Origin of the sequence: Silanimonas sp., from assembly GCF_027530345.1 — a bacterium.
Taxonomy (GTDB): domain Bacteria; phylum Pseudomonadota; class Gammaproteobacteria; order Xanthomonadales; family Xanthomonadaceae; genus Silanimonas.
Window position 1 is genome coordinate 68,283 of record NZ_JAPZQK010000023.1, and the last position, 21,778, is coordinate 90,060.

Here is a 21,778-nt window from a genome sequence, read left to right on the forward strand (position 1 = left end):
CTGGGGAACCGCGGGCTGGGCCTTCTTCACCCCGGACAGCGCAGCACTGCAGGTCTTCCTCTACACCAGCCTGGTCGGGCTGGCGGCCGGCTCCATCATCGTGACGTCGTACTGGCTGCCGGCCTATTTCGCTTTCGCCGTGCCGGCCGTCGGTATCTCGGCCCTCCGCCTGCTGATGCAGGGCGGGGTCGAGTACACCAGCCTCGCCGCGCTGATGGCCATGTTCCTCGTCATCATCACCCGCGTGGCGCGCGTCCAGCACGCCGCGGGCCAATCGCTGGTTCGTCTCCGCGACGAGAACGTCGATCTCGTCGAGCGTCTCAGCGCCGAGAAATCGGCTGTGGAAGCGGCCAACCATGAGCTCGACCAACGCGTCCGCGAGCGGACTGCCGAACTGCTCGAAGAAGTCGAAGTCCGAAAGGCGGCCGAGCAGCGCCTCGAGCACCTCGCGCACCACGACCCGCTGACCGGCCTGCCCAATCGTCTGGCCTTCGGTCACCAGCTCGACCGCGCCATTGCCCAAGCCTCGCGCCGCCAGCGCCGGCTGGCCTTGCTGTTCATCGACCTCGACCGCTTCAAGGAGGTCAACGACAGCGCCGGACACAATGTCGGCGACCGGCTGCTGCAGTCCGTCGCGGAGCGACTCGCCTACAACCTCCGGCTGAGCGACAGCTTGTCGCGGCTCGGAGGCGACGAGTTCGTCTGCCTGCTCGAGGACGTGGTGGATGGCCGCGAGGCGATGCGCGTGGCGGACAAGATGCTCGCGCTGCTGGCCAGCACCTTCGACGTGGCTGGGCACGAAGTGCACCTCTCGGGCAGCATCGGCATCTGCGTCTTCCCGGAGGACGGCACCGACCGCGAGACCCTCGTGCGCAACGCCGACACGGCCATGTTCCGTGCCAAGGCGGAAGGCCGCGGCCGGGCGCACTTCTACACACCGGCGATGACCGAGGCCGCACGCCGCCGCCTGCAGATGGACGCCGCGCTGCGGCGCGCGCGCGAGGCTGGCGAACTGTCCCTCCACTACCAGATCAAGGTGGATCGCGAGGGGAGGCCGGCCGGCGCCGAGGCGCTGCTGCGCTGGAACAGCGCCGAATTCGGTCCGGTTCCGCCGTCGCAGTTCATTCCATTGGCCGAGGACACCGGCCTCATCGTCCGCCTCGGGGAATGGGTGCTTCGGGAGGCTTGCCTGCAATCCATGCGCTGGCGCGAACACGGGCTCGACCTGCCGTCGATCGCGGTGAACCTCTCGGTGAAGCAGCTGGAGCATCCGGAATTCATGGGTCAGCTCGCCGCCGTGGTCGAAGACAGTGGCTGGCCCACCGACCGGCTCGAACTCGAAATCACCGAGTCGATGATCATGGATGGCGAGCGTGCCATCGATTCGTTGAAGCTGCTGCGCGAAGCCGGCTTCGGCATTGCCATCGACGATTTCGGCACGGGCTATTCCTCGCTGGCCTACCTCAAGCGGCTGCCGGTGACCGCACTGAAGATCGATCGCTCGTTCGTGGACGGGATCGGCCGCGGCGGCGGCGATGAGGCGATCATCCGCACCGTCGTCGCGCTGGCGCAGCGCCCTGGCTGCACCACGGTGGCGGAAGGCGTGGAGACGGAAGAACAGCGCCGCGTGCTTCTGGATGAGGGCGTCGACCTGCTGCAGGGTTATGGCCTTGGGCGCCCCATGGGAGCCGAGGCCTTCGCTGACGACTGGCGTGCCCGTCTCGCCGCTTCAGGCCGGATGTCCTGACCCCGTCACTCTCGCTTGGTGGAGCACCAGCGCCGACGCGGTGAGTGCCGCGCCCCCCAGGAAAGCCGCGACGCCGCCCTGCCACTCCCACAGCACGGCTGCGAGCAGCGCGCCGATAACGCCGCCGAGACCAGACGAGAAGCCATACAGCAGGCCTTGGCCGGCACTGGCTTCGTGGCCGGGGAACAGCGCGGCCATGCGTTGCATCAAGCAGGCATGGAAAAGCGCGAAGCCGAGGGCATGCGTCAGTTGCGCCGCGACCATCAGGGCCATCGATGCCGGGAACAGCGCGACCACGATCCAGCGGGCGACGGTCAGCCCGAGGCACAGCGCCATCAATGCATGGACACCATGGCGGCGGATCAGGCCCGGGGCCCACCAGAACAGCACGATCTCGGCGAACACCCCGACCATCCAGAGCAGGCCGACCGCGAGACCGTCATGGCCGTTGGCCCGCAGGTGCAGGGTATAGAACACATAGAACGCACCGAACCCGGCTTGGACCAGCAAGGCGAGCAGCAGCAGAGGCCGCGTGCCGGGACGATTCCACAACTCGCGCATGGCAACGCGCACGGTTCCCGTGGCAGCGCCCGAGCGTGCTTCATTCCGGAAGGGCCAGGCCGCCCAGACCATCAACGCGAACCACGGCAACGTGGCCCCCACGAACCAGGCCTCGCCCCAAGCGTCGAGCAGGGCGCCGTAGCTCCCGGCGACGACGAGGAAGCCGACCGATCCCCACACGCGCAGTCGGCCATAGCCCTCCGTCTCGCCGGCGATCGCCCCGAGGGTCATGGCTTCGAACTGCGGCATCACTGCGTTGTAGAACGCGCCGAAAAACAGCATGGCAGCGAACAAGCCGGTGACGCTCGCCACCGCGCCGAACGATGCGAAGCCCAGGCTGGCCAGCACGCAGCCGGCCAAGAGCCAAAGACCCGGCCTCGGGCTTTGCGCCACCAACCGCGACCACAGCGGGGGCGCCACGATACGCGACGCGTACCACAGGCCCAACATGCCGCCCGCCACGAGACCGCTGAAGCCGAGGTAGTCCACGAACCGAGCCACGTAGGGCGTGTACGCGCCGAGGGCCGCGTAGAAGCAGAAATAGAAGACGGCGTAGCGACGGAGCGGGGAGGGCATGGGCGGCGGGAGGACGACGGCCCGGGGATGATCGCACCGTCGGCCATGCCGCGGCGCGCCTTCCGCTCCCGACGGTCGCGCAGGCTTGAATATACTTCCATGGTTCTGGAATCATGGAAGCAATGAAAGCCCCCGCCGCCCTCGAGACCCTTGACGCACTGGCCCATGCCACGAGGCTGGCTGCCTTCCGCGCCCTCGTCGTGGCCGGGCCCGAGGGCTTGGCGGTCGGCGAGCTGCGCGAGGCACTGCGTGTGCCGCCCGCCACGTTGACGGCGCACCTCAACGTGTTGCGTGCGGCGAAGCTCGTGCTCGACCGCCGCGAGGGGCGAAGCATCGTGGTTCGCGCCAACTTCGCGCGGATGAACGACCTGGTCGCCTACCTCACCGAGAACTGCTGCGCCGGTGCCACTTCCTGTGGTCCCGGTGTGATCTGTCCACCAGCCCCGAGATCGTCCCCATGAAGAAGCGCGTGCTGTTCGTCTGCGTCGAAAACGCCAATCGCAGCCAGATGGCCGAGGCGTTCGCCCACATCCATGGCGGTGACGCTGTTGAAGCCCTGAGCGCCGGCTCGAAGCCTTCGGGCGTCATCAACCCGAAAGCCATCCGCTTCATGGCCGAACTGGGCTACGACCTCGCCAGCCACGATTCGAAGTCCCTCGACGAGATCGACGGCGAGTTCGATGCGGTGATCACCATGGGCTGCGGCGACAACTGCCCGTGGATCCCCGCCAAGATCAGGGAGGACTGGGGCCTGCCGGATCCGAAGCACATGGACGACCCGGAGTACCGCGTGGTCCGCGACGAGATTTCCTCGCGGGTGAAGGCCCTGCTGGATTCGCTGTGATCCTGCTGCCTCAGCGGCTTCTGGCCGAAAGCCTCGGAACGGCGCTGCTGCTCGCGACCGTGGTCGGGTCCGGGGTGATGGGCGTGGCGCTCGCCGACGGCAACGACGCCGTGGCGCTGCTGGCGAATGCCGGAGCGACGGCGGGGATGCTGTATGTGTTGATCACGACTCTCGGGCCGATCTCGGGGGCGCACTTCAACCCCGCGGTGACCCTGGCGATGGCGTTCCGCGGCGAATTGCCTGTGCGCGAGGCTGCGGCCTACGTGCCCTTCCAGTTGATTGGTGCGCTTGCCGGCGTGGTGCTCGCCCACGCCATGTTCGATCTCGACCTGCTGCAGCCGGGAACGCGGGTGCGCACCGGCGCCTCGCAATGGTTGAGCGAAGGCGTGGCCACCTTCGGCCTGCTGCTCACCATCCTCCTCGGGGCACGACACCGTCTGGCGGCACTGCCCGTGCTCGTCGCCGCCTACATCTTCGCGGCCTACTGGTTCACGTCCAGCACGTCCTTCGCGAATCCCGCCGTGACGCTCGCACGCGCCCTGACGACGACCTTCGCCGGCATCCGCCCGGAGGATGTCCTCGGGTTCGTGCTGGCGCAGTTCGGCGGCGTGGTGGCGGCCTTGGCCGTGGCTCGGGTCTTGGACACCGAGGCGCAGCAAGCCGACTGAGCGCTTGGCAGGGCGGAGTCGGAAAGCGAGACTGTCGGTCCCGGATTTCCCCACCGCGTCCCTCCGATGTCACTCCAAGCCTTCGCCCAACGCGTCGTCCAGGCCACGTCGTTCCATCACTTCATCACCGGCGTCATCCTGTTCGCGGCCGTCCTTGTCGGCGTGGAAACCGACAAGGCGATGGTGGCCGCACACGGCGACCTCCTGCATGCGCTCGACCGCATCGTGTTGGCGATCTTCTGCGCGGAGATCGTGCTCAAGATGGTCGCCCTCTCGCCGAAGCCATGGCACTACTTCCGCGACCCGTGGAACGTGTTCGACTTCGCCATCGTCGTGGCCTGCCTGCTGCCGCTCGGATCGCAATCGGCCACCGTCCTCAGGCTGCTTCGCCTGCTGCGCGTACTGCGCTTGGTGCACGCTCTGCCGCGACTGCAGGTGCTGGTCGGAACGCTGCTGAAGTCGCTGCCCAGCATGGGCTACGTGGGCCTGTTCCTCGCCATGCATTTCTATGTGTACGGCGTGGCCGCGGTCTTCCTGTTCGGCGAGAACGACCCGCGGAATTTCGGCAGTCTGCCGATGGCAGTGCTCACCCTGTTCATCGTCGTCACCGGCGAGAACTGGTCGACCACCCTGTACACGCAGATGTACGGCTGCGAGAACTTCGGCTACGAGGGGATGGAAGCCCTGTGCACCGCATCCAACGCACAGCCGGTGGTGGCATCACTGTTCTTCGTCTCGTTCATCGTGCTGGGCACCATGGTGATCCTCAACCTCGTCATCGGCGTGGTGATGAACTCGATGCAGGAAGCGCAGATCGAGAACGAGCGCATGGACGAGGCCAAGCGGGGCGGCGACGAGCGCCATCCCAGCCTTGAGCACGAGCTTTTCGAACTTCGCCAGTCGATGGCCGCCACCTTGGAGCGGATGGAACGGCTCACCGAACGGGCGAAGGCGGAAGAGCGCTGAGCTCGGCTCCCTGCATCGGGGCCACGCGGGAATCACGGGTTCAGGGGAGGCGGGCGATCGCGTCGAAATCGAGGGGGCGATGGAAGAGGAAGCCTTGGAACTCCGGGGCCCCCAGCGCCACCAGCCGCGCGAACTGGCCTTCGGTTTCGACCCCTTCGGCTACCACCTGCATGTCGAGGGCCGAGCAAAGGTCGACGACGCCGGCGATGAGTCGTGCAGCGCGCGCGTCGTCGGTGACGTCCTTCACGAAACTGCGGTCCAGTTTCACTTTGTGGAAGGGCAGGGTCTGGAGGTAGCTCAAGGACGAGTACCCCGTGCCGAAGTCATCGAGCGCCAGCGTGAATCCTTCGCTGCGCAGCTGGGTGAGTAGCCGGTGGGCACTTTCGATGTCCTGCACCAGGCCGGATTCGGTCACTTCGAGCTCGATGTCTTCCGGCCTGGCGCCTCCGGCCGCCAGCTCGGAGCGCAGGATTTCGCTGAGCATCGGGTCCTGAAGTTGCTTGGCCGCGAGGTTGACGCTGACGAGGGCCTGTCGCCCGGATCGATGCAACTGCGCAGCCAGCGTGACCGCGGCGCGGATCGCAGCGCGACCAATGCGATCGATGAGCCCGTTCTCTTCCGCCAGGGGAATGAACTGCACCGGGCTGACCCAGCCCAGTTCCGGGGAGTGCCAACGCACCAGCACTTCGTACCCGACGATACGACGTTCGGCATCGACGCGGGGCTGGGCGACGAAGCGGAAATCGTCGCGATCGCAAGCGCGACGGAGCAGGCTGACCATCGTGAGGCGCTGCAGTCCATGCTCATCGAGGCTGGGCTCGTAGGCCTCCAACCGCGCTCGTCCGCGGCGCTTGGCGTAGCGCAGCGCGGTCCCGGCGTTGAGCACCAGCACCTCCGCCGACTCACCGTCCTCGGGATACACCGCGAGGCCGGCGCTGGCAGTGAGTGACAGTGACGTGCCCGCTACCGCCAGTGGCTCGGCCAGCGCGGCAAGAAGGGCTCGGCCCACGGAGACGCCGTGCTGGGCATCCTGCCCCGGGGGGCCGATAGCCAGAAGTTCGTCGCCGCCCCAGCGCGCCAGCAGCCAGCCGGCGGGCATCATGCCCAGTGCGCGTTCGGCGCAGTGCGCCAGCACGCCGTCTGCTTCGCGCGCGCCTAGCCCGTCGTTCACGACCTTGAATTCATCGAGGTTGAGCCAGAGCGTCGGCACCGGTCGCTCGCCGGCCTCGGCGATCCTCACCGTCAGCGCGTCGGTGGCCGCCGCCCGGTTGATGAGACCGGTCAGCGCATCGATGCGTGATGCCGTCGCCAGCTCGATCTCCAGACGCTTCGCCTCGCGAAGGTCCTTGATCGACACGATCCATTGCGCGGATCGTTGGCCGGTTCCCGGCAGCATCGTGGCCGAGACATCGACCGGAATGCTGGCGCCCGGCAGCTGCAACCGACAATCGGGCACCCATAGGTGGGTCGCCGCCGAGCCCTCGCGAACGAAGGCCTCGACGAGCGCCGGAATAGCATGGGCGATCGCGACGCGCCGCGCCGAATCATGGGTGAATCCCGAAAGGGCGTGGAACGCCGCGTTGGATTCGAGCAAGCGCCAGGATCCGTCGCACAGGACCAGCGCGTCGCGCGAGTTGGCGAACGCGTGGCCCAGGACGCGAAGGGACTCGTCCTGTTCGCGTTGGCGGGTGATGTCCTTGGTGGTGCCCACCATGCGGCGGGCGATGCCGGACGCATCGCGTTCGATGACCCGGCCGCGGCTGCGGCGCCATGACTGGCCGTCGCGCAGCCGGTACTGCATGTCGTACTCGGCTGAACTGCCGGCAAGGTGGAGCCGCCATGCCAGCACCACCGATTCCACATCGGCCGGATGGATCGCATCCAGCACGTCGATCAGGAGGGCCGAGGTCTCCTGGGGCGGGGCATCGAGGGCGACGTAGCGCGCACTGCGCACGAGATCGGTCTCGGCCTCCCACTCCCAGATCGATTCGCCGCTCGCCCACAGCGCGAGTTCGAGCCGCCGCTGTGACCGCTCGGAGGCCTGCAGCGCCTCGAAGAGTTCGAGGCTCTTGCCCTCGAGCAGCCGTTCGGCCTCCTTCCGCGCAGCGCGCTCCCGCGCCAGACGGCGCTCGTGCAATTCGTCCGCCTTGCTGGCCTCCTCAGGGACGGGGACGGACATGGAACACCGAAACCGGGCGGCCTTCGTACGTTCCGTGTTCCCAATCCACCTGCAGCGACTCACCGAAGTGCCGGATGGCGCCAACGATGAGCCCCTGGGCCAGTGCTTCCATGCCACGCGGCGACTCGTACGCCAGATGGAGCGTGTCGCCCTCGCGGGACATCACGTGGAAGCGCGGCAACCGGGCTTCCGGATAGAGCTTTCGCACGGCGACGTGGATATCGCCATCCAACTGGCACAACAAATCGATCGTGCCGCGCCGTCCATCGATCAGGGACGCGTAGCCTTGGGTGAAGCGCCCGAAGAGATGCTCGCCGAAGGCCTGCACCAGCGCCCCGGCGGGAAGGCCGGTCTGCTCGGACAACGCGACCACGAGGGCGACGATCTCCTCGTGCGGGTAGTAACCCACGGCGGTGTAGGCGCCCTGGTTGGCCGGCGCCGCTTGTTCGATGATCCGATCGAGCACATCGGGCGAGAAGCGCTCTTCCACCATTTCCATGAATTCGGTGAACACGATCCCAAGCATCGACGCGCCTCCTCAGGCAAGGGTGTCGGGAATGTCGATCCCCACTTCGGCCAGTCTCTCGCGGACCCACTGATCGGCCGCACGAAGGGCGGCATTGTCACCGGTGCCAGCGAGCATCGCCTGCGCAGCTTCGCGTTCCGTGAGGTAGCTCGCAAGCGTGCCCTCGGCCGGCGCCGAAGCGTGAAACCGGTCACGGCGCCACGCGTCCCACGCGCGCCGCTGTTCCGTATCCAGAGACTCCGGCCAGTTCCGTGCCTGGTAGCGGAAGAGCAAGGCCTTGAGTCGGGGATCCTGCAGTTGGGCCTCGAACGCCGGCAGGCTGGCCGGTGCGGCGGTGCGGATCCGCGGAAACAGCCGGCGGTCCGCATCGCCGATGAAGCCGCCATAGAGATCGCCGTCGGCATCGGTCTCGCCGAAATCGCGCGACTCCGAGAACAGCGACACGCAGCGCGCAATGAACTGCGGGTGGGCGGCCAGCCATCCTGCGCGCTCCTGAGCCATCGAGGCGTCCAAGTGCAGGCGCTCGAGCTCCGCCGGCCGCACGTGGGCCAAGGGCAGCACTGCCGGGCAGCGGTTGGTGTGGATCTCCTTCAGGGGCAGGCGCTGGACGCCCTCGGGCAGCTGCGCCCGTGGCGTGAATAGGCGAGCCTTCAGCGTCGCGTCGTCCAGCAGCGCGAACCCGGCGGGATCGACCCCGAGGTCGTAGGCGATCACGCGCGTGCCGATCAACGGATGCACGGCGAGCGGCGCCACAAGCGCGGCGTGCCGCTGCCCGGGCGGGAAACGCCCCGAGACGTGCAGCAGGGGGGTGTGAGCCACGAGGTCGCAGAGGCCGCGCACGGTCTTCTTGTCGCGAAGCTTCAGCACGTAATCCCAGAAACGGGGCTGCGCGTCTTTCAACTTCCGGGCGAGGCCGATCAGCGCGCGGACGTCGCTGAGCGCCTCGTGGGCCAAGCCTTCGCGGACGCCATTGGCGTTGGCGAGTTCCTCGAGCTTGAAGCTCGCGTGCCCATCCTCGCGAAGCGGCCATTCGAGGCCTTCGGGCCGCAGCGCCCGGGCGAGACGCAGCACGTCCAGCAGGTCCCAACGGCTGTTGCCGTTTCGCCACTCGCGCTCGTAGGCGTCGTAGAAATTGCGATACAGCCCGAAACGGATGAATTCGTCGTCGAATCGAAGGCTGTTGTAGCCCACGGCGCAGGTGCCCGGTTCGGCCATCAGCTCGTGGACACGGGCGAAGAACTCGGCTTCGAGAAGGCCCTCCGCCATGGCGCGCTGCGGCGCGATGCCGGTGATCGCCGTGGCGACCGGTGAGGGCAGCACGTCGCCGGCCGGTTGGCAGAACAATGAAACGGGCGTATCGACCTCGCGGAGGTCGTCGTCGGTGCGGATCGCGGCGAACTGCGCGATGCGCGAGCGGCGCGGATCGCGGCCGAAGGTCTCGAGGTCGTACCAGAGGAAGCTCAACGCGCCAGCTCCAGCCAGTCCTCCGGCAAGGGGGCGAGGCCATCGACGATGCGCGCATCGAGCGCCGTGAGGTCGATCGAGGAAAGGTCGTCGATGCCGCGGGTTGCCTCCACCAGCAGCTCGCGCTGCCAGCGGCCGCGCTCCAGCGCAACGGCATAGGGCGTGCGGGTGAAGCTCACCATCGAGTAGCGCGGGACGAAGCGGCCGGGATGGCGCTCGGCGAGCTGCAGTTCCAGCGCCCGCTGGCGCCGCCAGTCCGGGTTGTCCACGGAATCGCGCATCTCGACGTAGTTTTCCAGCGCCATGGCCTGGATCGCCTCGGCATTCGGGCGACGGTCCGCCTCGAAGGCCGCGAAGGCATCGACGCTGTCCTCGTGCTCAGCCATCAGTCGGTCCAGCGCCGCCACGTCCTCGAAGGCGCAGTTCATGCCTTGGCCGTGGAAGGGCACCATGGCGTGGGCCGCATCGCCAATGAGCACGGCGCGCCCGTCGAGATGCCAGCGCCGCAAGCGCAACGTGGCGAGGCCACTGGTGGGGTTGTCGGCCCAATCGGCGGCCAGACCCGGCATCAGCGCCAGCGCATCAGGGAACTCGCGTTCGAAGAAATCCCGCGCTGCGGCCGCATCGGGCAGTTGCTCGAAGTTCGGGGTGCCGTCGCGGTGGGCGAGGAAGAGCGTCGCGGTGAACGTGCCCTCGGTGTTCGGCAGCGCGATCAGCATGTAGCCGCCGCGCGGCCAGATGTGCAGCGCGTCGCGGGCGATGCGGAAGCCGCCATCTTCGAGCGGCGGGATCTCCAGTTCCTTGTAGCCGTGGCCCAGCGGCTCGAAGTGCTCGTGGAGGTCGACATGGCGTTGCATCGCGGCGCGCAGCGCGCTGCCGGCGCCGTCGGCGCCGATCAGTGCATCGAAATCGATCCACTGCACGCTGCGGTCGTGGTCGTTGACCAGTTCGGCGCGACGTGCGGCGAAGTCGACGTAGTTCAAGCGCTGGTGGAAATGCAGGCGTGCTCCGGCACGTTCGGCCGCGTCGAGCAGCAGGAGGTTGAGATTGCCCCGATGCACCGACCAGATGCATTCGCGATCAACCCGGCCATACGGCTGGAAGTTGATCTGCCCTTCGCGCGGATGGACCATGCGACCGCGCATCGCCACCGCCTGCGCCAGCACGGCGTCACCAAGGCCGGCTTCGCGCAGTACGGCAAGGCCACGCGCCGCGAGCGCCAGGTTGATCGAGCGCCCGCCCTCGTAGCCGCGCAGCCGCGCGTCCGGCCGGCGCTCGAACACATCGACCCGGTGGCCGCGACGGGCGAGCAGGGCGGCGAGCAGCGCACCGGCCAGTCCGCCGCCAACGATCGTGTAGGCGCGGCTCATGACGGGCGCCAGTCGCGCACGGCGCGGACGAAGGCGAGGACGTCGGTGAAGCGGTTGTAGAGCGGCGCCGGGCTGATGCGGATGACGTCCGGCTCGCGCCAGTCGCCGAGCACGCCGTTCGCGGCCAGATGCTCGAACAGCGCCCGGCCCATGGCACGGCCCCCGACCACGCGCAGCGACAGCTGGCAGCCGCGGCGCGCGGGATTAGCAGGCGTGAGGATCTCGATGCGCCCTGCGAGATGCGCGTTGACCAGGGCTTCGAGGTAGCCCGTGAGCTTCAGCGACTTCGCCCGCAGGGCCGGCATCGTGGCCGCGTCGAACAGTTCGAGCGAGGCCCGGATCGGTGCCATCGCGAGGATCGGCGGGTTGCTCATCTGCCAGCCTTCGGCGCCCTCCGCGGGTTCGAACTGCGGCGCCATCAGGAATCGCGTGTCGGCGCGATGCCCCCACCAGCCCGCGAGTCGCGGCAGGTCGCTGCGGCGGCCGTGACGCTCGTGGACGAAGGCACCGGCGACCGCGCCCGGCCCGCTGTTGAGGTACTTGTAGGTGCACCAGGCCGCGAAATCGGCGCCGCTGTCGTGCAGGGCGAGCGGCAGGTTGCCAGCGGCATGGGCGAGGTCGAAACCCACGGCGCAGCCCTGCGCCTTGGCCAGGGCAGTGATCGCCGCGAGGTCGAAGGCTTGGCCCGTGCGGTACTGCACCCCCGGCCACAGCACCAGCGCGATGCGGGAGCCGTGCTCGGCCAGCACGCGCTCGATGGCCGCCATGCTGATCAGGCCGTTCGGCTCGTCGCCCTCGAGCTCGATCAGGTCGGTGGCGGGATCGAAGCCGTGGAAGCGGATCTGCGACTCGACGGCGTGGCGGTCCGACGGAAACGCGCCGGCTTCGATGAGGATGGCCGGCCGTTCGCGCGTGGGCCGGTAGAAGCTCGCCATCAACAGGTGCAGGTTGACGGTGAGGGTGTTCATCACCACCACTTCGGAGGGCAGCGCCCCGACGACGCGCGCCATCGGTTCGCGGAGCGTGGCGTGGTAATGCATCCACGGACGGTCCCCGCGGAAATGCCCTTCCACCGCATTCGTCGCCCAGCTCGCCAGTTCCTCGGCGATGGCCGTGGCCGCGGCGCGAGGCTGCAGTCCCAGCGAATTGCCGACGAAGTAGTGCAGGTCGCGCCCCTCGTGCTGGGGCACGTGGAAGGCCGCGCGATGTCGCGCCAAGGGGTCGGCGGCATCCTGGGCGAGGGCCCAGGCGTCGTGGTCGAGCGAAAGATCCATCGAAATCCTCAAGCGAATCGTGACGCCGGCAGGCCGAGCCAACGCAGGGCCGTGCCGTGGAAGAGTTGGGCCTGCTCGGCCTCGGAAAGCCCGAGCGCGGCGATGCCCGAGCCGGGCTCCTGCTCGCCGAGCGGGAAGGGGTAGTCGGTGCCCAGCATGACGGTGTCGGCACCGGCGACGTCGATCAGGTAGCGCAGCGCGCGCGGGTCGTGCACGCAGGAGTCGAAGAACAGGCGGCCGAAGTAGTCACGCGGATTCCGCGGGTTGTCGGTGGCGACGAGGTCGGGCCGCATGTGGAAGCCATGCTCGATGCGCCCGATCGTGTACGGGAAACTGCCGCCGCCGTGGGCGAGGCAGACGCGCAGGCGCGGATGGCGTTCGAGCACGCCGCCGAAGATCAGCGCACAGGCGGCGCGGGACTGCTCGGCCGGCATGCCCACCAGCCACGGCATCCAGTACTTGGGCATCGATTCCGCGCCCATCATGTCCCACGGGTGCACGAGGATCGCCGCGCCGAGGTCTTCGGCCGCCTGCCAGAACTCGGTGAGTTCCGGTGCATCGAGATTCCACTCGTTGATGTGGGAGCCGATCTGCACGCCTTGCAGGTCGAGGCCATCCATGCAGCGCTCCAGCTCGCGCACGGCGAGGCTGGGCGACTGCAGCGGCACCACGCCGAGCCCCGCGTAGTGGCGCGGATGCTCGCGGCAGGCCTCGGCGATGTGGTCGTTCAGCGCGACATGCAGCTCCAGCGCCTGGTGGCCCTTCGCCCAGTAGCTGAACATCACCGGCACCGTGCTGATCACCTGCACCTGCACGTCGAAGCGGGCGTAATCGGCGATGCGGATCGCCGGGTCCCAGGTCTTCGGCCAGATCTCGCGGAAGAACTTGCCGTCCTTGTAGATGCGGCAGCGCCCGTCGTCACCGTGGTGGATCACCGGGAAACGGGCATCGCCGTACTTGGCCGCGAGGTCGGGCCAGCGGTCCGGAAGGTAGTGCGCGTGGGTGTCGATCTTCAGCATGTCAGGCCCCGAGCCAGGCGGCGAACGCGAAGTAGATCGGAATGCCGATCGCAAGGTTGAACGGGAAGGTGATGCCGAGCGCCGCGGTGATGCAGCGCCCGACGTTGGCTTCCGGCAGCGAGGCGCGGACCGACGCCGGCGCGGCGATATAGGACGCGCTGGCCGTCATCGTGCCGAACACGGCCGCACCCGCGGGGGAAAGGCCCGCCCAGTGTCCGAGCGCGGTGCCGATGATCCCGTGCAGCAACGGCAGGGAAACCCCGTAGACCGCCAACCGGAAGGCGCCCCGGCCGATGCCGCGCAGCTGCGCGGCGGCCACCATGCCCATGTCGAGCATGAACAGCATCAGCGTGCCCTGGAACAGCTGGCCATACATCAGGTTCACCGCGTCCGTGCCGTGCTTGGTGGCGATGGCGCCGATGACCATGCCGCCGATCAGCAGCAGCGCCGTCTTGCCGACCAGCACCTCGCGCACCTGGTGCCACTGCAGGCCGGCGTCGCGTTTGGCCAGCGTCAGGCCGAGCAGGATGGCCGGGATCTCCAACGCCACGACCAGGGCCACTAGCACGCCTTCCGGGGCTTGGCCGCTGCGCTCGCCGAATTGCTGCGCGGCGATGAAGGTGACGGCCGAGACGGAGCCGAAATGCGCGGCGATGGCACCGGCTTCGAGCGGGCCGTCCTTCAACCACAGCCGCGCCATCGCGTAGGCCGACGCGCAGGTGACGATACCCGCGACGATGGTGACGCCGAGCAGGATCGCCACGTCGCCGAAGGAGGTGCTGCGCAGGGCCACGCCGCCCTTCAGGCCGATGGCCAGCAGCAGGAAGATCGACAGGTAGCTCTGGATCGCCGGAGGGATGGTGAGATCACTGCGCAACGCGCGGGCGATCAGGCCCAGCGCGAAGGCCAGCACCACCGGGGAGAGCAGGTTGCTGACGAGCAGTTCGGGGGAGAGGATCACGCCGCCTCCCCGCTGTAGCGCGCCGGCGCGGGGTTCACGTGGCCGCACTGGCCGCAGCTCCGATTCGCGAGGGAGCGGTAGTAGCGGTCGAAGACCGCGCCGAACTGCGTTTCGATGTTGTCCAGCACGAAGAACTCCTCGTAGACGGCGTGGTTGCAGGCGGCGCAATACCAGCGCAGCCCATCGAGTTCACCGGCCGTGCGCTTGCGCTCGATGACGAGGCCAACGGACCCGGGCTTGCGCTGCGGCGAGTGCGGCACGCGCGGCGGCAGGTAGAAGCACTCGCCAGCACGGATCGCGATGTCACGCACGCGGCCGTCCTCCTGCACGCGCAGCACCATCTCGCCCTCGAGCTGCTGGAACCACTCGGGGCCCTCCTCGATGTGGAAATCGTCGCGCTCGTTGGGCCCGCCGACGATCATCACGATGTAGTCCCCGGCGACGATGCACTTGTTGCCCACCGGCGGCTTCAGCAGGTGGCGGTGTTCGTCGATCCAGGCCTGGAGGTTGAAGGCGTTGCCGAGCATCGGGGCCTCGGGAAGGGAAGGGGATTCAGCGTCGAAGCGCGGCGACGCACTTCAGTTCGATGGCGATCGGCGTGGGCAGCGCGGTGATGCCGAGCGTCGTCCGGCAGGGCGCGGTGTCGACATCGGGGAAACACTCGGCCCACACCGCGTTGTAGGCCGGAAAGTCGCGCGCCATGTCGGTGAGGTAGACGGTGACATCGACGAGGTCCTCCCAGCGCGCCCCGCTGGCTTCGAGCACGGAACGCACATTCGCGAACACCGAGTGGCACTGGGCGACAATGTCGTACGTCACTAAGCGCCCATCCGCATCCAGCACGTTGCCTGGCACGCCGTTCGTGGCCGGATCGCGCGGCCCGATGCCGGAGAGGAACAGCAGGTCGCCCACGCGCCGCGCATGCGGATAGCGGCCGACGGCCTTCGGCGCCGCACTGGCGTGCACCGCCCCGCTCACGCCAGAACCTCGCGCTTCTGCAGGCGGGCGATGGCTTCGGCGTAGGTGGGCTCGACCGCGTCGCTGCTGCGCACGTCCATCGCGAGCTCGCGCACCCGGCCGTCATGGAGGCTGTACACCCAGCCGTGCACGGAGAGGTTCTGCCCGCGCGCCCAAGCGTCCTGAACGATCGTCGTCAGGCAGACGTTGCGGGTCTGCTCGATCACGTTCAGTTCGCAGAGCCGCGCATGGCGCAGGGATTCGAGCTCGCACTGGGCCAGGCTGCCCGCATGCTTGTCGGCGACGTCGCCGACATGGCGGATCCAGTTGTCCGCGAGCCCGAAACGCTGGCCCTTGAGCGCGGCATGCACGCCACCGCAGCCGTAGTGGCCGACGACGAGGATGCAGCGCACCTTCAGCACGTCGACGGCGAACTGGATCACCGACAGGCAGTTCAGGTCGGTGTGGACGACGACATTGGCGATGTTGCGATGGACGAACACCTCGCCGGGCAACAGGCCGCAGATCTGGTTGGCCGGCACGCGGGAATCGGAACAGCCGATCCAGAGGTACTCCGGCGCCTGCTGGCGGGAGAGCCGCTTGAAGAAATCGGGGTCCTCGGCCTTGACCTTGGCCGCCCACTCGCGATTGCTCTGGATCAGGTGGCCAGGCATACCGTCCTCGGTTCGGTGAAGAAACGCATCGCCTCCCAGCCGCCTTCGCGGCCGACGCCGGACTGGCGGTTGCCGCCGAAGGGCACGCGCAGATCGCGCTGCATCCAGGTGTTGATCCACACAAGGCCGACATCGAGCGAAGCGGCGACGCGGTGCGCGCGGGCGAGGTCGTTCGTGAGCACCGTTGCGGACAAGCCATAGGGCGTGGCATTCGCCATCGCCAGTGCCTCGGCCTCGTCCTCGAAGGCGTGCAGGGTGAGCACGGGGCCGAAGATCTCCTCGGTCGCGCAGCGGCTGCCGATGCCGACGCCGTCGACCACGGCCGGCGCCTGCCACCAGCCGGCGGGGTCAGCACTGTCGAGCACGCGACCCTGCACCAGCACGGCTCCGCCTTCTTGGGCGGCGAGTGCCAGGTAGGCGCGCACTTTCGTGGCCTGCACCGCCGATGCCAGGGGGCCGATCCGCGCCACGGCATCGGAAGGCGGCCCGGCCGTCCACGAGGGCAGCTCTGCCCGCAGGGCGTTCCGCCATTCATCCAGCCTCGAGCGCGGCACCAACAGCCGCGAGCCACACAGGCAGATCTGTCCGGCGTTCTGGAACGCGGCTCGCGCCACCAGCCCGACCGCCTCGCGCGGCTCGATGTCTTCGAAGGCGAGCGTCGCGTTCTTGCCGCCGAGCTCCAGCGAGACCTTCTTCAACTGCTCGCCGCAAAGCGCGCCGATGCGTCGGCCGACCGCCGTGCTCCCGGTGAAACTGACCGCCTTGACCGCCGGGTGCCGCACCAGCGCCTCGCCGACGACGGCGCCTTCGCCGTGCAGCACGTTCAGCACGCCTTTCGGCAGCCCCACGCGCGTCGCCAGCCGGGCAAAGGCCGTGGCCGTGGCCGGCGTGACCTCGGACGGTTTGGCGACCACGGTGCAGCCCGCCGCCAGGGCCGGCGCCAGCTTCCAGGTGAAAAGGTATAGCGGCAGGTTCCACGGGCTGATCGTCGCGACGACGCCGAGCGGCGGGCGCAGCACGATGTTCAGCCCCACCTCGCCGTGGTGCGATTCGCTGCCGAAGGTGCGCGCCGCTGCGGCGAAGAAGCGCAGGTTGGCGACCGCACGGGGAATCTCGATGTCGCGGCACAGCGCGAGGGGCTTGCCGGTATCGCGCGATTCGAGCGTGACGAAGGTCTCGGCGTCGGCCTCCAGCGCATCAGCGATGCGCTCCAGCCATCGGGCACGCTCGGAAGGCTTCTGCGCGGCCCACGCCGGAGCGGCGCGCTGCGCCGCAGCAACGGCAGCCTCGGCATCCGACGCATCAGCCGCCGCCACCTCGGCCCAGGCCGCGCCCGTGCAGGGATCGAACACCGGCAACCACGCGTCGCGCGCCGAGGCTCGGTCCTCGCCATCAGTGTGCAGGGCGAAACGCGGGGTCATCCGCGAAGCGTAGCCGCTACGCGGCCCGTACGGACAGGTTCGGGCCCCTCAGGCCTGGCAGCGCGGGCACCAGTACAGCCGACGCGTGCCGACCTCCTGCCGCTCGACCGTCGTGCCGCAGGCGATGCAGGGCTCGCCTTCGCGATCAAAGACCATGAAACGGAAGCCGCCCTTGGCGCTGTAGGCCTTCCCCCGGCGCCCGCGGGTGGCGTAGCTGAGGCGCGGGATGCGCAGGCAGGCGTCGGCCAAGCGCTGGCGCTCGTCGGCATCGAGGTCCTTCGGCCGACGCATCGGCAGCAGGCCGGCGTCGAACAGGATTTCCGAACGCAGGTAGTTCCCGAGACCGCCGAGGAAGGATTGGTCCAGCAGCAGCGCCCCGAGTTGGCGCCCGGCGAAGGCCGGCTCACCGAGGCGCCTCCGCACGGCCGCCACCGTCGTGTCGGCATCGAGCACGTCGGGACCGAGCTTGGCGAGAAAGGGATGCGCCGCGACGCCCGCATCGTCCAGCAGGGCGATATCGGAAGCCGAATAGAGCAGCAGGGCCTTCTGCGCCGACTCGAGAACGACACGCAGGCTGCGCGTGGTGTCCGGACGCTCGCCGGCGTTCGCGACGCGCCACACGCCGTAGAGCTGGTTGTGCGTGTACAGCGTCAGACCGTGGTCGAAACGCGTCAGCAGCGCCTTGCCGCGCGGCATGATCGACACCACGCGCTGCCCGACCAGCGACCCGGCGCGCTTCGAGAGCGTTGGCAGGTTCAGCTCGGCATGGACGATCGGCGCACCGACGATGGCCTCGGCCAACTCGTCGGCGGCACGGCGGATTTCCGGACCTTCAGGCATGCCCGCATCGTCGGGGATCGACGATGCAGACGACGTCGACGGGACTCAGCCGCGGGCGGCGGCCGGGGCCGTCGCGTGAAGCGAGGGCGGCACGGTCTGCTCGTCGTGGTATTCGAAGCCGACATCGCGCGGGCCCATACGCGCCACGCGTGCGCCAACACCCGGGCCCGGGCCGTTGCGGGTGAGGAAGTACAGGGTCACGACCGCGCCGATGTGCAGCTCGAAACCGGCCGGACGCAGCAAGGCGCAGCCGCCCGGGGAAAGGTCGAGCACCGCGCTGCGCCAGCCGCGGTCCGGGCAAGCCACCAGCACCTCGGCGGCGAAAGGCAGTCGTTCGTTGTCGCGTCGATTCTGGGCGTCCATGGCCTCGTCCCGGGGCATTGCGGTCACAGCGCCTTGGTCCGGCCGCCGTCGACCGCGAGCGTGGTGCCGGTAATGTAGCCGGCGGCGGGCGAGGCATAGAAGGCCACCGCCGCCGCCACTTCGGCGGGCTCGGCAAAGCGCCCGGCCGGAACCACCGACAGGAACTCCGCTTCGACCTCATCCAAGGTCCGGCCCGTCGCACGGGCCCGGTTCTCGAGGATCTGGGCCAGTCGCGCGGTCTTGGTGAAGCCCGGCAGCACCGAGTTCACGGTGATGCCGTCGGCGGCCACTTCCGTGGCGAGCGTCTTGGCCCAGGCAGCGACCGCGGCACGAACCGTGTTCGAGACTCCGAGGTTCGGGATGGGCTCGCGCACCGACGTGGAGATGATGTTGATGATCCGCCCGAAGCCTTGGGCGCGCATGCCCGGCAGCAGGTGCTGGGCGAGGCCGTGCGCCGCCAGCAGCTGTTGCTGGAGCGTGTCGAGGAACTGCGCCGCGGTGGCGTTCGCGATGGCGCCCGGGGGCGGACCCGCGGAATTGTTCACGAGCACGGCCACCGGCTCGTCGCCGAGGGCGGCGTGCACGTGCCGCGCCAGCGATTCCGGCTGCGCGGCGTCGGCCACGATGAACCCGTGACCGTGGCCGGGCAGGGTGGCGAGCGCGGCGCGCAGGGTCGCCTCGGTGCGTGCCAGCAGGCGCACCCGGGCGCCTGCGGCGGCCAAAGCCTGTGCCGAGGCGAGGCCGATGCCTGCCGAGCCACCGCAGACCAGCGCGAGGCGTCCGTCGAGCGTGCTCACCGCTGTGGCACCTCGAGGGCCCGCATCATATGCGGCACGAGATCGTCGTCGTGCTCGCCCTCGGGCGGGATCAGGTCTTCGAGCAGGATGCCCCAGCCGGCCACGTCGTCATCGTCGAGGCCATCGAGGGCGCGGAACTCCGCGTCCATCAACGCGGCACGTGCGGTGTCCTCGCTGTCGTACACCAGCACCTGGCCGTCGCAATCCAGCACGTCGCCCACGCCGGATTCGCGCACCTGCAACCGCGCCCAGACGAGCATGCGCGCCGGGCAGGCCACCCACCACGCGGTCGTGACGACCGGGCTGCGCTCGTCGTACTCGCCGTCGAAATCGCTCTCGATGCCGCTGTTCATGCTCATGGGAGTCTCCAAATCAGGGGTACTGGCGCATCACGATCATCACCGCCGCGCAGGCGATGGCGACGGCGGCGATCCAGCCGGAAAGCATGGCCCAAAAGCCGAAAAAGCCCATGTCGCGGTCGGCGTCGCGCACGTAGCCGCGCTTCATCAGCCAGGCGCTGTAGCCCCATTGGCCGTCCTCGGTGCCTTCGGCGAAGGGCCAGCCGCGGTCGCGGTGATGGCGGTGCGCCAGCAGGCGGAAGCCGATGTGGGCCGGGCCGGCGGAACCGGCCAGACCAAGCATCAGGAAGAGGATGAAATCATCCATGGCGCGTCGAACCCAGCCCTGGCATCAGAACGTCGCCAGACCCGGTGCGCGCGGGTAGGGGATGGCATCGCGGATGTTCGACAAGCCACAGGTGTAGACCACGAGGCGCTCGAAACCGAGGCCAAAGCCGGCGTGCGGCACGCTGCCGTAGCGGCGGAAGTCGCGGTACCACTCGTAGTGCGACGGGTCGAGGCCGAACTGGCGCATGCGGGCGTCGAGCACGTCGAGACGCTCCTCGCGCTGGCTGCCGCCGATGATCTCGCCGATACCCGGGGCCAGCACGTCCATCGCCGCGACGGTCTTCCCGTCGTCGTTGATGCGCATGTAGAAGGCTTTGATCTGCTCCGGGTAGTTCATCACGACCACCGGGCGGCCAACGTGCGTCTCGGTGAGCCAGCGCTCGTGCTCGGTCTGCAGGTCGAGGCCCCATTCCACCGGATACTCGAACTTGTGCGGCGCCTTCTGCAGCAGCGACACGGCCTCGGTGTAGTCGATGCGCTCGAAGGGCTCGTCGATGAAGGCCTGCAGACGGGTGATGGCGTCCTTCTGCACGCGCTCGGCGATGAACTGCATGTCATCCATGCGCTCTTCGAGCACGGCTTTGAACACGTACTTCAGGAAGCGCTCGGCGAGGTTGGCGTCGTCGTTGAGGTCGGCGAAGGCGATCTCCGGCTCGACCATCCAGAACTCGGCGAGGTGGCGGGCGGTGTTCGAGTTCTCGGCGCGGAAGGTCGGGCCGAAGGTGTAGACCTTGCTCAGCGCGAGGCAGTAGCCCTCGACGTTGAGCTGTCCGGAGACCGTCAGGAACGCTTCCTTGCCGAAGAAGTCGCGCGAGAAGTCGATGCTGCCGTCGGGCTTCCGCGGCAGGTTCATCATGTCCAGCGTCGAGATGCGGAACATCTGGCCGGCGCCTTCCGCGTCCGAGGTCGAGATGATCGGCGTGTTGACCCAGAAGAAGCCGTCCTCGTGGAAGAAGCGGTGGATGGCCTGGGCGAGGCAGTGGCGGATGCGGGTGACGGCGCCGAAGAGGTTGGTGCGCGGGCGCAGGTGGGCCACTTCGCGCAGGAACTCCAGCGAGTGCGGCTTCGGCTGGATCGGGTAGGTCTCCGGGTCGTCCACCCAGCCCAGCACCTCGACCTTCGTGGCCTGGATCTCGAAGCTCTGGCCCTGGCCCTGCGAGGGCACCAGCGTGCCGGTGGCGACCACCGAGCAGCCGGCGCTCAGCTTCGCCACTTCGCTCGAATAGTTGGCGAGGTCACCGGTGCAGACCAGCTGGATCGGCGCGAAGCAGGAGCCGTCCGACACATTCACGAAGCTCAGGCCGGCCTTCGAATCGCGGCGGGTGCGGACCCAGCCCTTCACTGTGACGGTGCTGCCGGGGGCGGGCTGGCCGGCGAGGGCCTGCTGGATGCTGATGACGCTCATGCGATGGGCCTAGGACATGGACCCGCGAGGATACCGTGCAGCCCGCCTTCACGCAGCCTGCAGTGGCCCGCCGGACGGGCAGCGCTACACTGGTACTCTAGCCATCCCGGCCTGATCCGCTCCCCAAGCCCGCATGCCCGTTTCGCTCACCCCTGCTGCCGTTGATCGCGCCCGCCAGTACATCGCCCAGCAACCGGGCGGCACGGGCCTGCGTTTCGGCGTCCGGAAGAACGGCTGCTCCGGCTTCGCCTACGTCATCGACGTGGCCGCATCGGCCGGCCAAGGCGATACGGTGGTCGAGGCCGACGGGGTCCCGGTATTCATCGATGCCGCCAGCCTCCCGCATGTGGACGGGACCGAGATCGATTTCGTGCGCCGCGGGCTGAACCAGGAGTTCGTCTTCCGCAACCCGCAGGCCACCGGCGAGTGCGGCTGCGGCGAGAGCTTCACGACCCGGGACGACCTGCCTGCCTGAGCCTG

24 protein-coding genes are annotated in these 21,778 nt (G+C 68.6%); 6 read left to right on the top strand and 18 right to left on the bottom strand.

The features are described 5' to 3' along the window. Positions 1–100 precede the first annotated feature (100 nt). Positions 101–1,747, top strand: a complete 1,647-nt coding sequence (locus tag O9255_RS12420) for an EAL domain-containing protein (RefSeq protein WP_297867181.1) — start codon at positions 101–103, stop codon at positions 1,745–1,747. On the opposite strand, the gene O9255_RS12425 is transcribed toward O9255_RS12420, so the two are convergent. Next, positions 1,730–2,884 carry an MFS transporter gene (locus tag O9255_RS12425; protein ID WP_297867182.1) on the bottom strand — a complete coding sequence of 385 codons (1,155 nt, stop codon included), beginning with the start codon at positions 2,882–2,884 and terminating at the stop codon, positions 1,730–1,732. The two genes, O9255_RS12420 and O9255_RS12425, sit on opposite strands and share 18 nt — an antisense overlap. Positions 2,885–3,006: 122 nt before the next feature. Here O9255_RS12425 and O9255_RS12430 point away from each other — a divergent pair, with 122 nt between their 5' ends. The 4 genes from O9255_RS12430 (at position 3,007) to O9255_RS12445 (ending at position 5,362) form a co-directional block, all read left to right on the top strand. Beyond that, positions 3,007–3,345, top strand: a complete 339-nt coding sequence (locus O9255_RS12430) for a metalloregulator ArsR/SmtB family transcription factor (protein ID WP_297867183.1) — start codon at positions 3,007–3,009, stop codon at positions 3,343–3,345. Beyond that, complete coding sequence (locus O9255_RS12435; protein ID WP_297867184.1) at positions 3,342–3,728, top strand: arsenate reductase ArsC; 387 nt, start codon at positions 3,342–3,344, stop codon at positions 3,726–3,728. Before O9255_RS12430 ends, O9255_RS12435 begins: the two co-directional genes overlap by 4 nt. Beyond that, positions 3,725–4,396 carry an MIP/aquaporin family protein gene (locus O9255_RS12440; RefSeq protein ID WP_297867185.1) on the top strand — a complete coding sequence of 224 codons (672 nt, stop codon included), beginning with the start codon at positions 3,725–3,727 and terminating at the stop codon, positions 4,394–4,396. Before O9255_RS12435 ends, O9255_RS12440 begins: the two co-directional genes overlap by 4 nt. 66 nt (positions 4,397–4,462) lie before the next feature. After that, positions 4,463–5,362, top strand: coding sequence for an ion transporter (locus O9255_RS12445; RefSeq protein ID WP_297867186.1), 900 nt, complete (start codon positions 4,463–4,465; stop codon positions 5,360–5,362). Between the two features lie 40 nt (positions 5,363–5,402). On the opposite strand, the gene O9255_RS12450 is transcribed toward O9255_RS12445, so the two are convergent. The 17 genes from O9255_RS12450 to asnS form a co-directional block, all read right to left on the bottom strand. Further along, positions 5,403–7,541 carry a GGDEF domain-containing phosphodiesterase gene (locus tag O9255_RS12450; protein WP_297867187.1) on the bottom strand — a complete coding sequence of 713 codons (2,139 nt, stop codon included), beginning with the start codon at positions 7,539–7,541 and terminating at the stop codon, positions 5,403–5,405. Further along, complete coding sequence (locus O9255_RS12455) at positions 7,522–8,067, bottom strand: heme NO-binding domain-containing protein (protein WP_297867188.1); 546 nt, start codon at positions 8,065–8,067, stop codon at positions 7,522–7,524. The genes O9255_RS12450 and O9255_RS12455 overlap by 20 nt, the downstream gene beginning before the upstream one ends. A gap of 12 nt (positions 8,068–8,079) precedes the next feature. Continuing rightward, entirely contained in the window at positions 8,080–9,531 is a 1,452-nt protein-coding gene (gene sbcB, locus O9255_RS12460; protein WP_297867189.1) for an exodeoxyribonuclease I, read from the bottom strand. Continuing rightward, positions 9,528–10,913, bottom strand: a complete 1,386-nt coding sequence (locus O9255_RS12465; RefSeq protein WP_297867223.1) for an NAD(P)/FAD-dependent oxidoreductase — start codon at positions 10,911–10,913, stop codon at positions 9,528–9,530. The genes sbcB and O9255_RS12465 overlap by 4 nt, the downstream gene beginning before the upstream one ends. Continuing rightward, on the bottom strand, positions 10,898–12,175 hold the full coding sequence (gene kynU, locus O9255_RS12470) for a kynureninase (RefSeq protein ID WP_297867190.1): 1,278 nt from the start codon (positions 12,173–12,175) through the stop codon (positions 10,898–10,900). The genes O9255_RS12465 and kynU overlap by 16 nt, the downstream gene beginning before the upstream one ends. An 8-nt stretch (positions 12,176–12,183) precedes the next feature. Continuing rightward, positions 12,184–13,194 carry an amidohydrolase family protein gene (locus tag O9255_RS12475; protein ID WP_297867191.1) on the bottom strand — a complete coding sequence of 337 codons (1,011 nt, stop codon included), beginning with the start codon at positions 13,192–13,194 and terminating at the stop codon, positions 12,184–12,186. A 1-nt stretch (position 13,195) separates the two neighbouring features. Beyond that, entirely contained in the window at positions 13,196–14,155 is a 960-nt protein-coding gene (locus O9255_RS12480) for a sodium-dependent bicarbonate transport family permease (RefSeq protein ID WP_297867192.1), read from the bottom strand. Next, positions 14,152–14,682: a 3-hydroxyanthranilate 3,4-dioxygenase gene (locus O9255_RS12485; RefSeq protein WP_297867193.1), complete on the bottom strand. Its 531-nt coding sequence runs from the start codon at positions 14,680–14,682 to the stop codon at positions 14,152–14,154. The genes O9255_RS12480 and O9255_RS12485 overlap by 4 nt, the downstream gene beginning before the upstream one ends. Before the next feature lie 25 nt (positions 14,683–14,707). Continuing rightward, positions 14,708–15,133, bottom strand: coding sequence for a RidA family protein (locus O9255_RS12490; protein WP_297867194.1), 426 nt, complete (start codon positions 15,131–15,133; stop codon positions 14,708–14,710). Next, entirely contained in the window at positions 15,130–15,786 is a 657-nt protein-coding gene (can, locus tag O9255_RS12495) for a carbonate dehydratase (protein ID WP_297867195.1), read from the bottom strand. Before can ends, O9255_RS12490 begins: the two co-directional genes overlap by 4 nt. After that, positions 15,771–17,207 (bottom strand): aldehyde dehydrogenase family protein, encoded by a 1,437-nt coding sequence (locus tag O9255_RS12500; RefSeq protein WP_297867196.1) that lies wholly within the window; start codon positions 17,205–17,207, stop codon positions 15,771–15,773. Before O9255_RS12500 ends, can begins: the two co-directional genes overlap by 16 nt. Before the next feature lie 48 nt (positions 17,208–17,255). Continuing rightward, positions 17,256–18,047 carry an endonuclease VIII gene (nei, locus tag O9255_RS12505; RefSeq protein ID WP_297867197.1) on the bottom strand — a complete coding sequence of 264 codons (792 nt, stop codon included), beginning with the start codon at positions 18,045–18,047 and terminating at the stop codon, positions 17,256–17,258. A 45-nt stretch (positions 18,048–18,092) separates the two neighbouring features. Beyond that, positions 18,093–18,410 (bottom strand): PilZ domain-containing protein, encoded by a 318-nt coding sequence (locus O9255_RS12510; RefSeq protein WP_297867198.1) that lies wholly within the window; start codon positions 18,408–18,410, stop codon positions 18,093–18,095. A gap of 23 nt (positions 18,411–18,433) precedes the next feature. Continuing rightward, entirely contained in the window at positions 18,434–19,207 is a 774-nt protein-coding gene (locus O9255_RS12515) for an SDR family oxidoreductase (protein WP_297867199.1), read from the bottom strand. Further along, a complete protein-coding gene (locus tag O9255_RS12520) occupies positions 19,204–19,467 on the bottom strand; it encodes a hypothetical protein (protein ID WP_297867224.1) in 264 nt (87 codons plus the stop codon). Before O9255_RS12520 ends, O9255_RS12515 begins: the two co-directional genes overlap by 4 nt. A 112-nt stretch (positions 19,468–19,579) precedes the next feature. Continuing rightward, on the bottom strand, positions 19,580–19,873 hold the full coding sequence (locus O9255_RS12525) for a hypothetical protein (protein WP_297867200.1): 294 nt from the start codon (positions 19,871–19,873) through the stop codon (positions 19,580–19,582). Positions 19,874–19,897: 24 nt separating this feature from the next. Continuing rightward, positions 19,898–21,298, bottom strand: coding sequence for an asparagine--tRNA ligase (asnS, locus tag O9255_RS12530; RefSeq protein ID WP_297867201.1), 1,401 nt, complete (start codon positions 21,296–21,298; stop codon positions 19,898–19,900). A gap of 133 nt (positions 21,299–21,431) precedes the next feature. On the opposite strand from asnS, the gene O9255_RS12535 reads away from it, so the two are divergent. After that, positions 21,432–21,773 carry an iron-sulfur cluster assembly accessory protein gene (locus tag O9255_RS12535; RefSeq protein ID WP_297867202.1) on the top strand — a complete coding sequence of 114 codons (342 nt, stop codon included), beginning with the start codon at positions 21,432–21,434 and terminating at the stop codon, positions 21,771–21,773. The last annotated feature ends 5 nt before the right edge of the window (positions 21,774–21,778 follow it).

Bases quoted from the DNA above. Each gene is read 5' to 3' on its own strand.
- O9255_RS12425 (WP_297867182.1), bottom strand. From the start codon at position 2,884: ATGCCCTCCCCGCTCCGTCGCTACGCCGTCTTCTATTTCTGCTTCTAC.
- O9255_RS12430 (WP_297867183.1), top strand. From the start codon at position 3,007: ATGAAAGCCCCCGCCGCCCTCGAGACCCTTGACGCACTGGCCCATGCC.
- O9255_RS12435 (WP_297867184.1), top strand. From the start codon at position 3,342: ATGAAGAAGCGCGTGCTGTTCGTCTGCGTCGAAAACGCCAATCGCAGC.
- O9255_RS12445 (WP_297867186.1), top strand. From the start codon at position 4,463: ATGTCACTCCAAGCCTTCGCCCAACGCGTCGTCCAGGCCACGTCGTTC.
- O9255_RS12450 (WP_297867187.1), bottom strand. From the start codon at position 7,541: ATGTCCGTCCCCGTCCCTGAGGAGGCCAGCAAGGCGGACGAATTGCAC.
- O9255_RS12455 (WP_297867188.1), bottom strand. From the start codon at position 8,067: ATGCTTGGGATCGTGTTCACCGAATTCATGGAAATGGTGGAAGAGCGC.
- kynU (WP_297867190.1), bottom strand. From the start codon at position 12,175: ATGGATCTTTCGCTCGACCACGACGCCTGGGCCCTCGCCCAGGATGCC.
- O9255_RS12475 (WP_297867191.1), bottom strand. From the start codon at position 13,194: ATGCTGAAGATCGACACCCACGCGCACTACCTTCCGGACCGCTGGCCC.
- O9255_RS12485 (WP_297867193.1), bottom strand. From the start codon at position 14,682: ATGCTCGGCAACGCCTTCAACCTCCAGGCCTGGATCGACGAACACCGC.
- can (WP_297867195.1), bottom strand. From the start codon at position 15,786: ATGCCTGGCCACCTGATCCAGAGCAATCGCGAGTGGGCGGCCAAGGTC.
- O9255_RS12500 (WP_297867196.1), bottom strand. From the start codon at position 17,207: ATGACCCCGCGTTTCGCCCTGCACACTGATGGCGAGGACCGAGCCTCG.
- nei (WP_297867197.1), bottom strand. From the start codon at position 18,047: ATGCCTGAAGGTCCGGAAATCCGCCGTGCCGCCGACGAGTTGGCCGAG.
- O9255_RS12510 (WP_297867198.1), bottom strand. From the start codon at position 18,410: ATGGACGCCCAGAATCGACGCGACAACGAACGACTGCCTTTCGCCGCC.
- O9255_RS12520 (WP_297867224.1), bottom strand. From the start codon at position 19,467: ATGCTCGTCTGGGCGCGGTTGCAGGTGCGCGAATCCGGCGTGGGCGAC.
- O9255_RS12525 (WP_297867200.1), bottom strand. From the start codon at position 19,873: ATGGATGATTTCATCCTCTTCCTGATGCTTGGTCTGGCCGGTTCCGCC.
- asnS (WP_297867201.1), bottom strand. From the start codon at position 21,298: ATGAGCGTCATCAGCATCCAGCAGGCCCTCGCCGGCCAGCCCGCCCCC.
- O9255_RS12535 (WP_297867202.1), top strand. From the start codon at position 21,432: ATGCCCGTTTCGCTCACCCCTGCTGCCGTTGATCGCGCCCGCCAGTAC.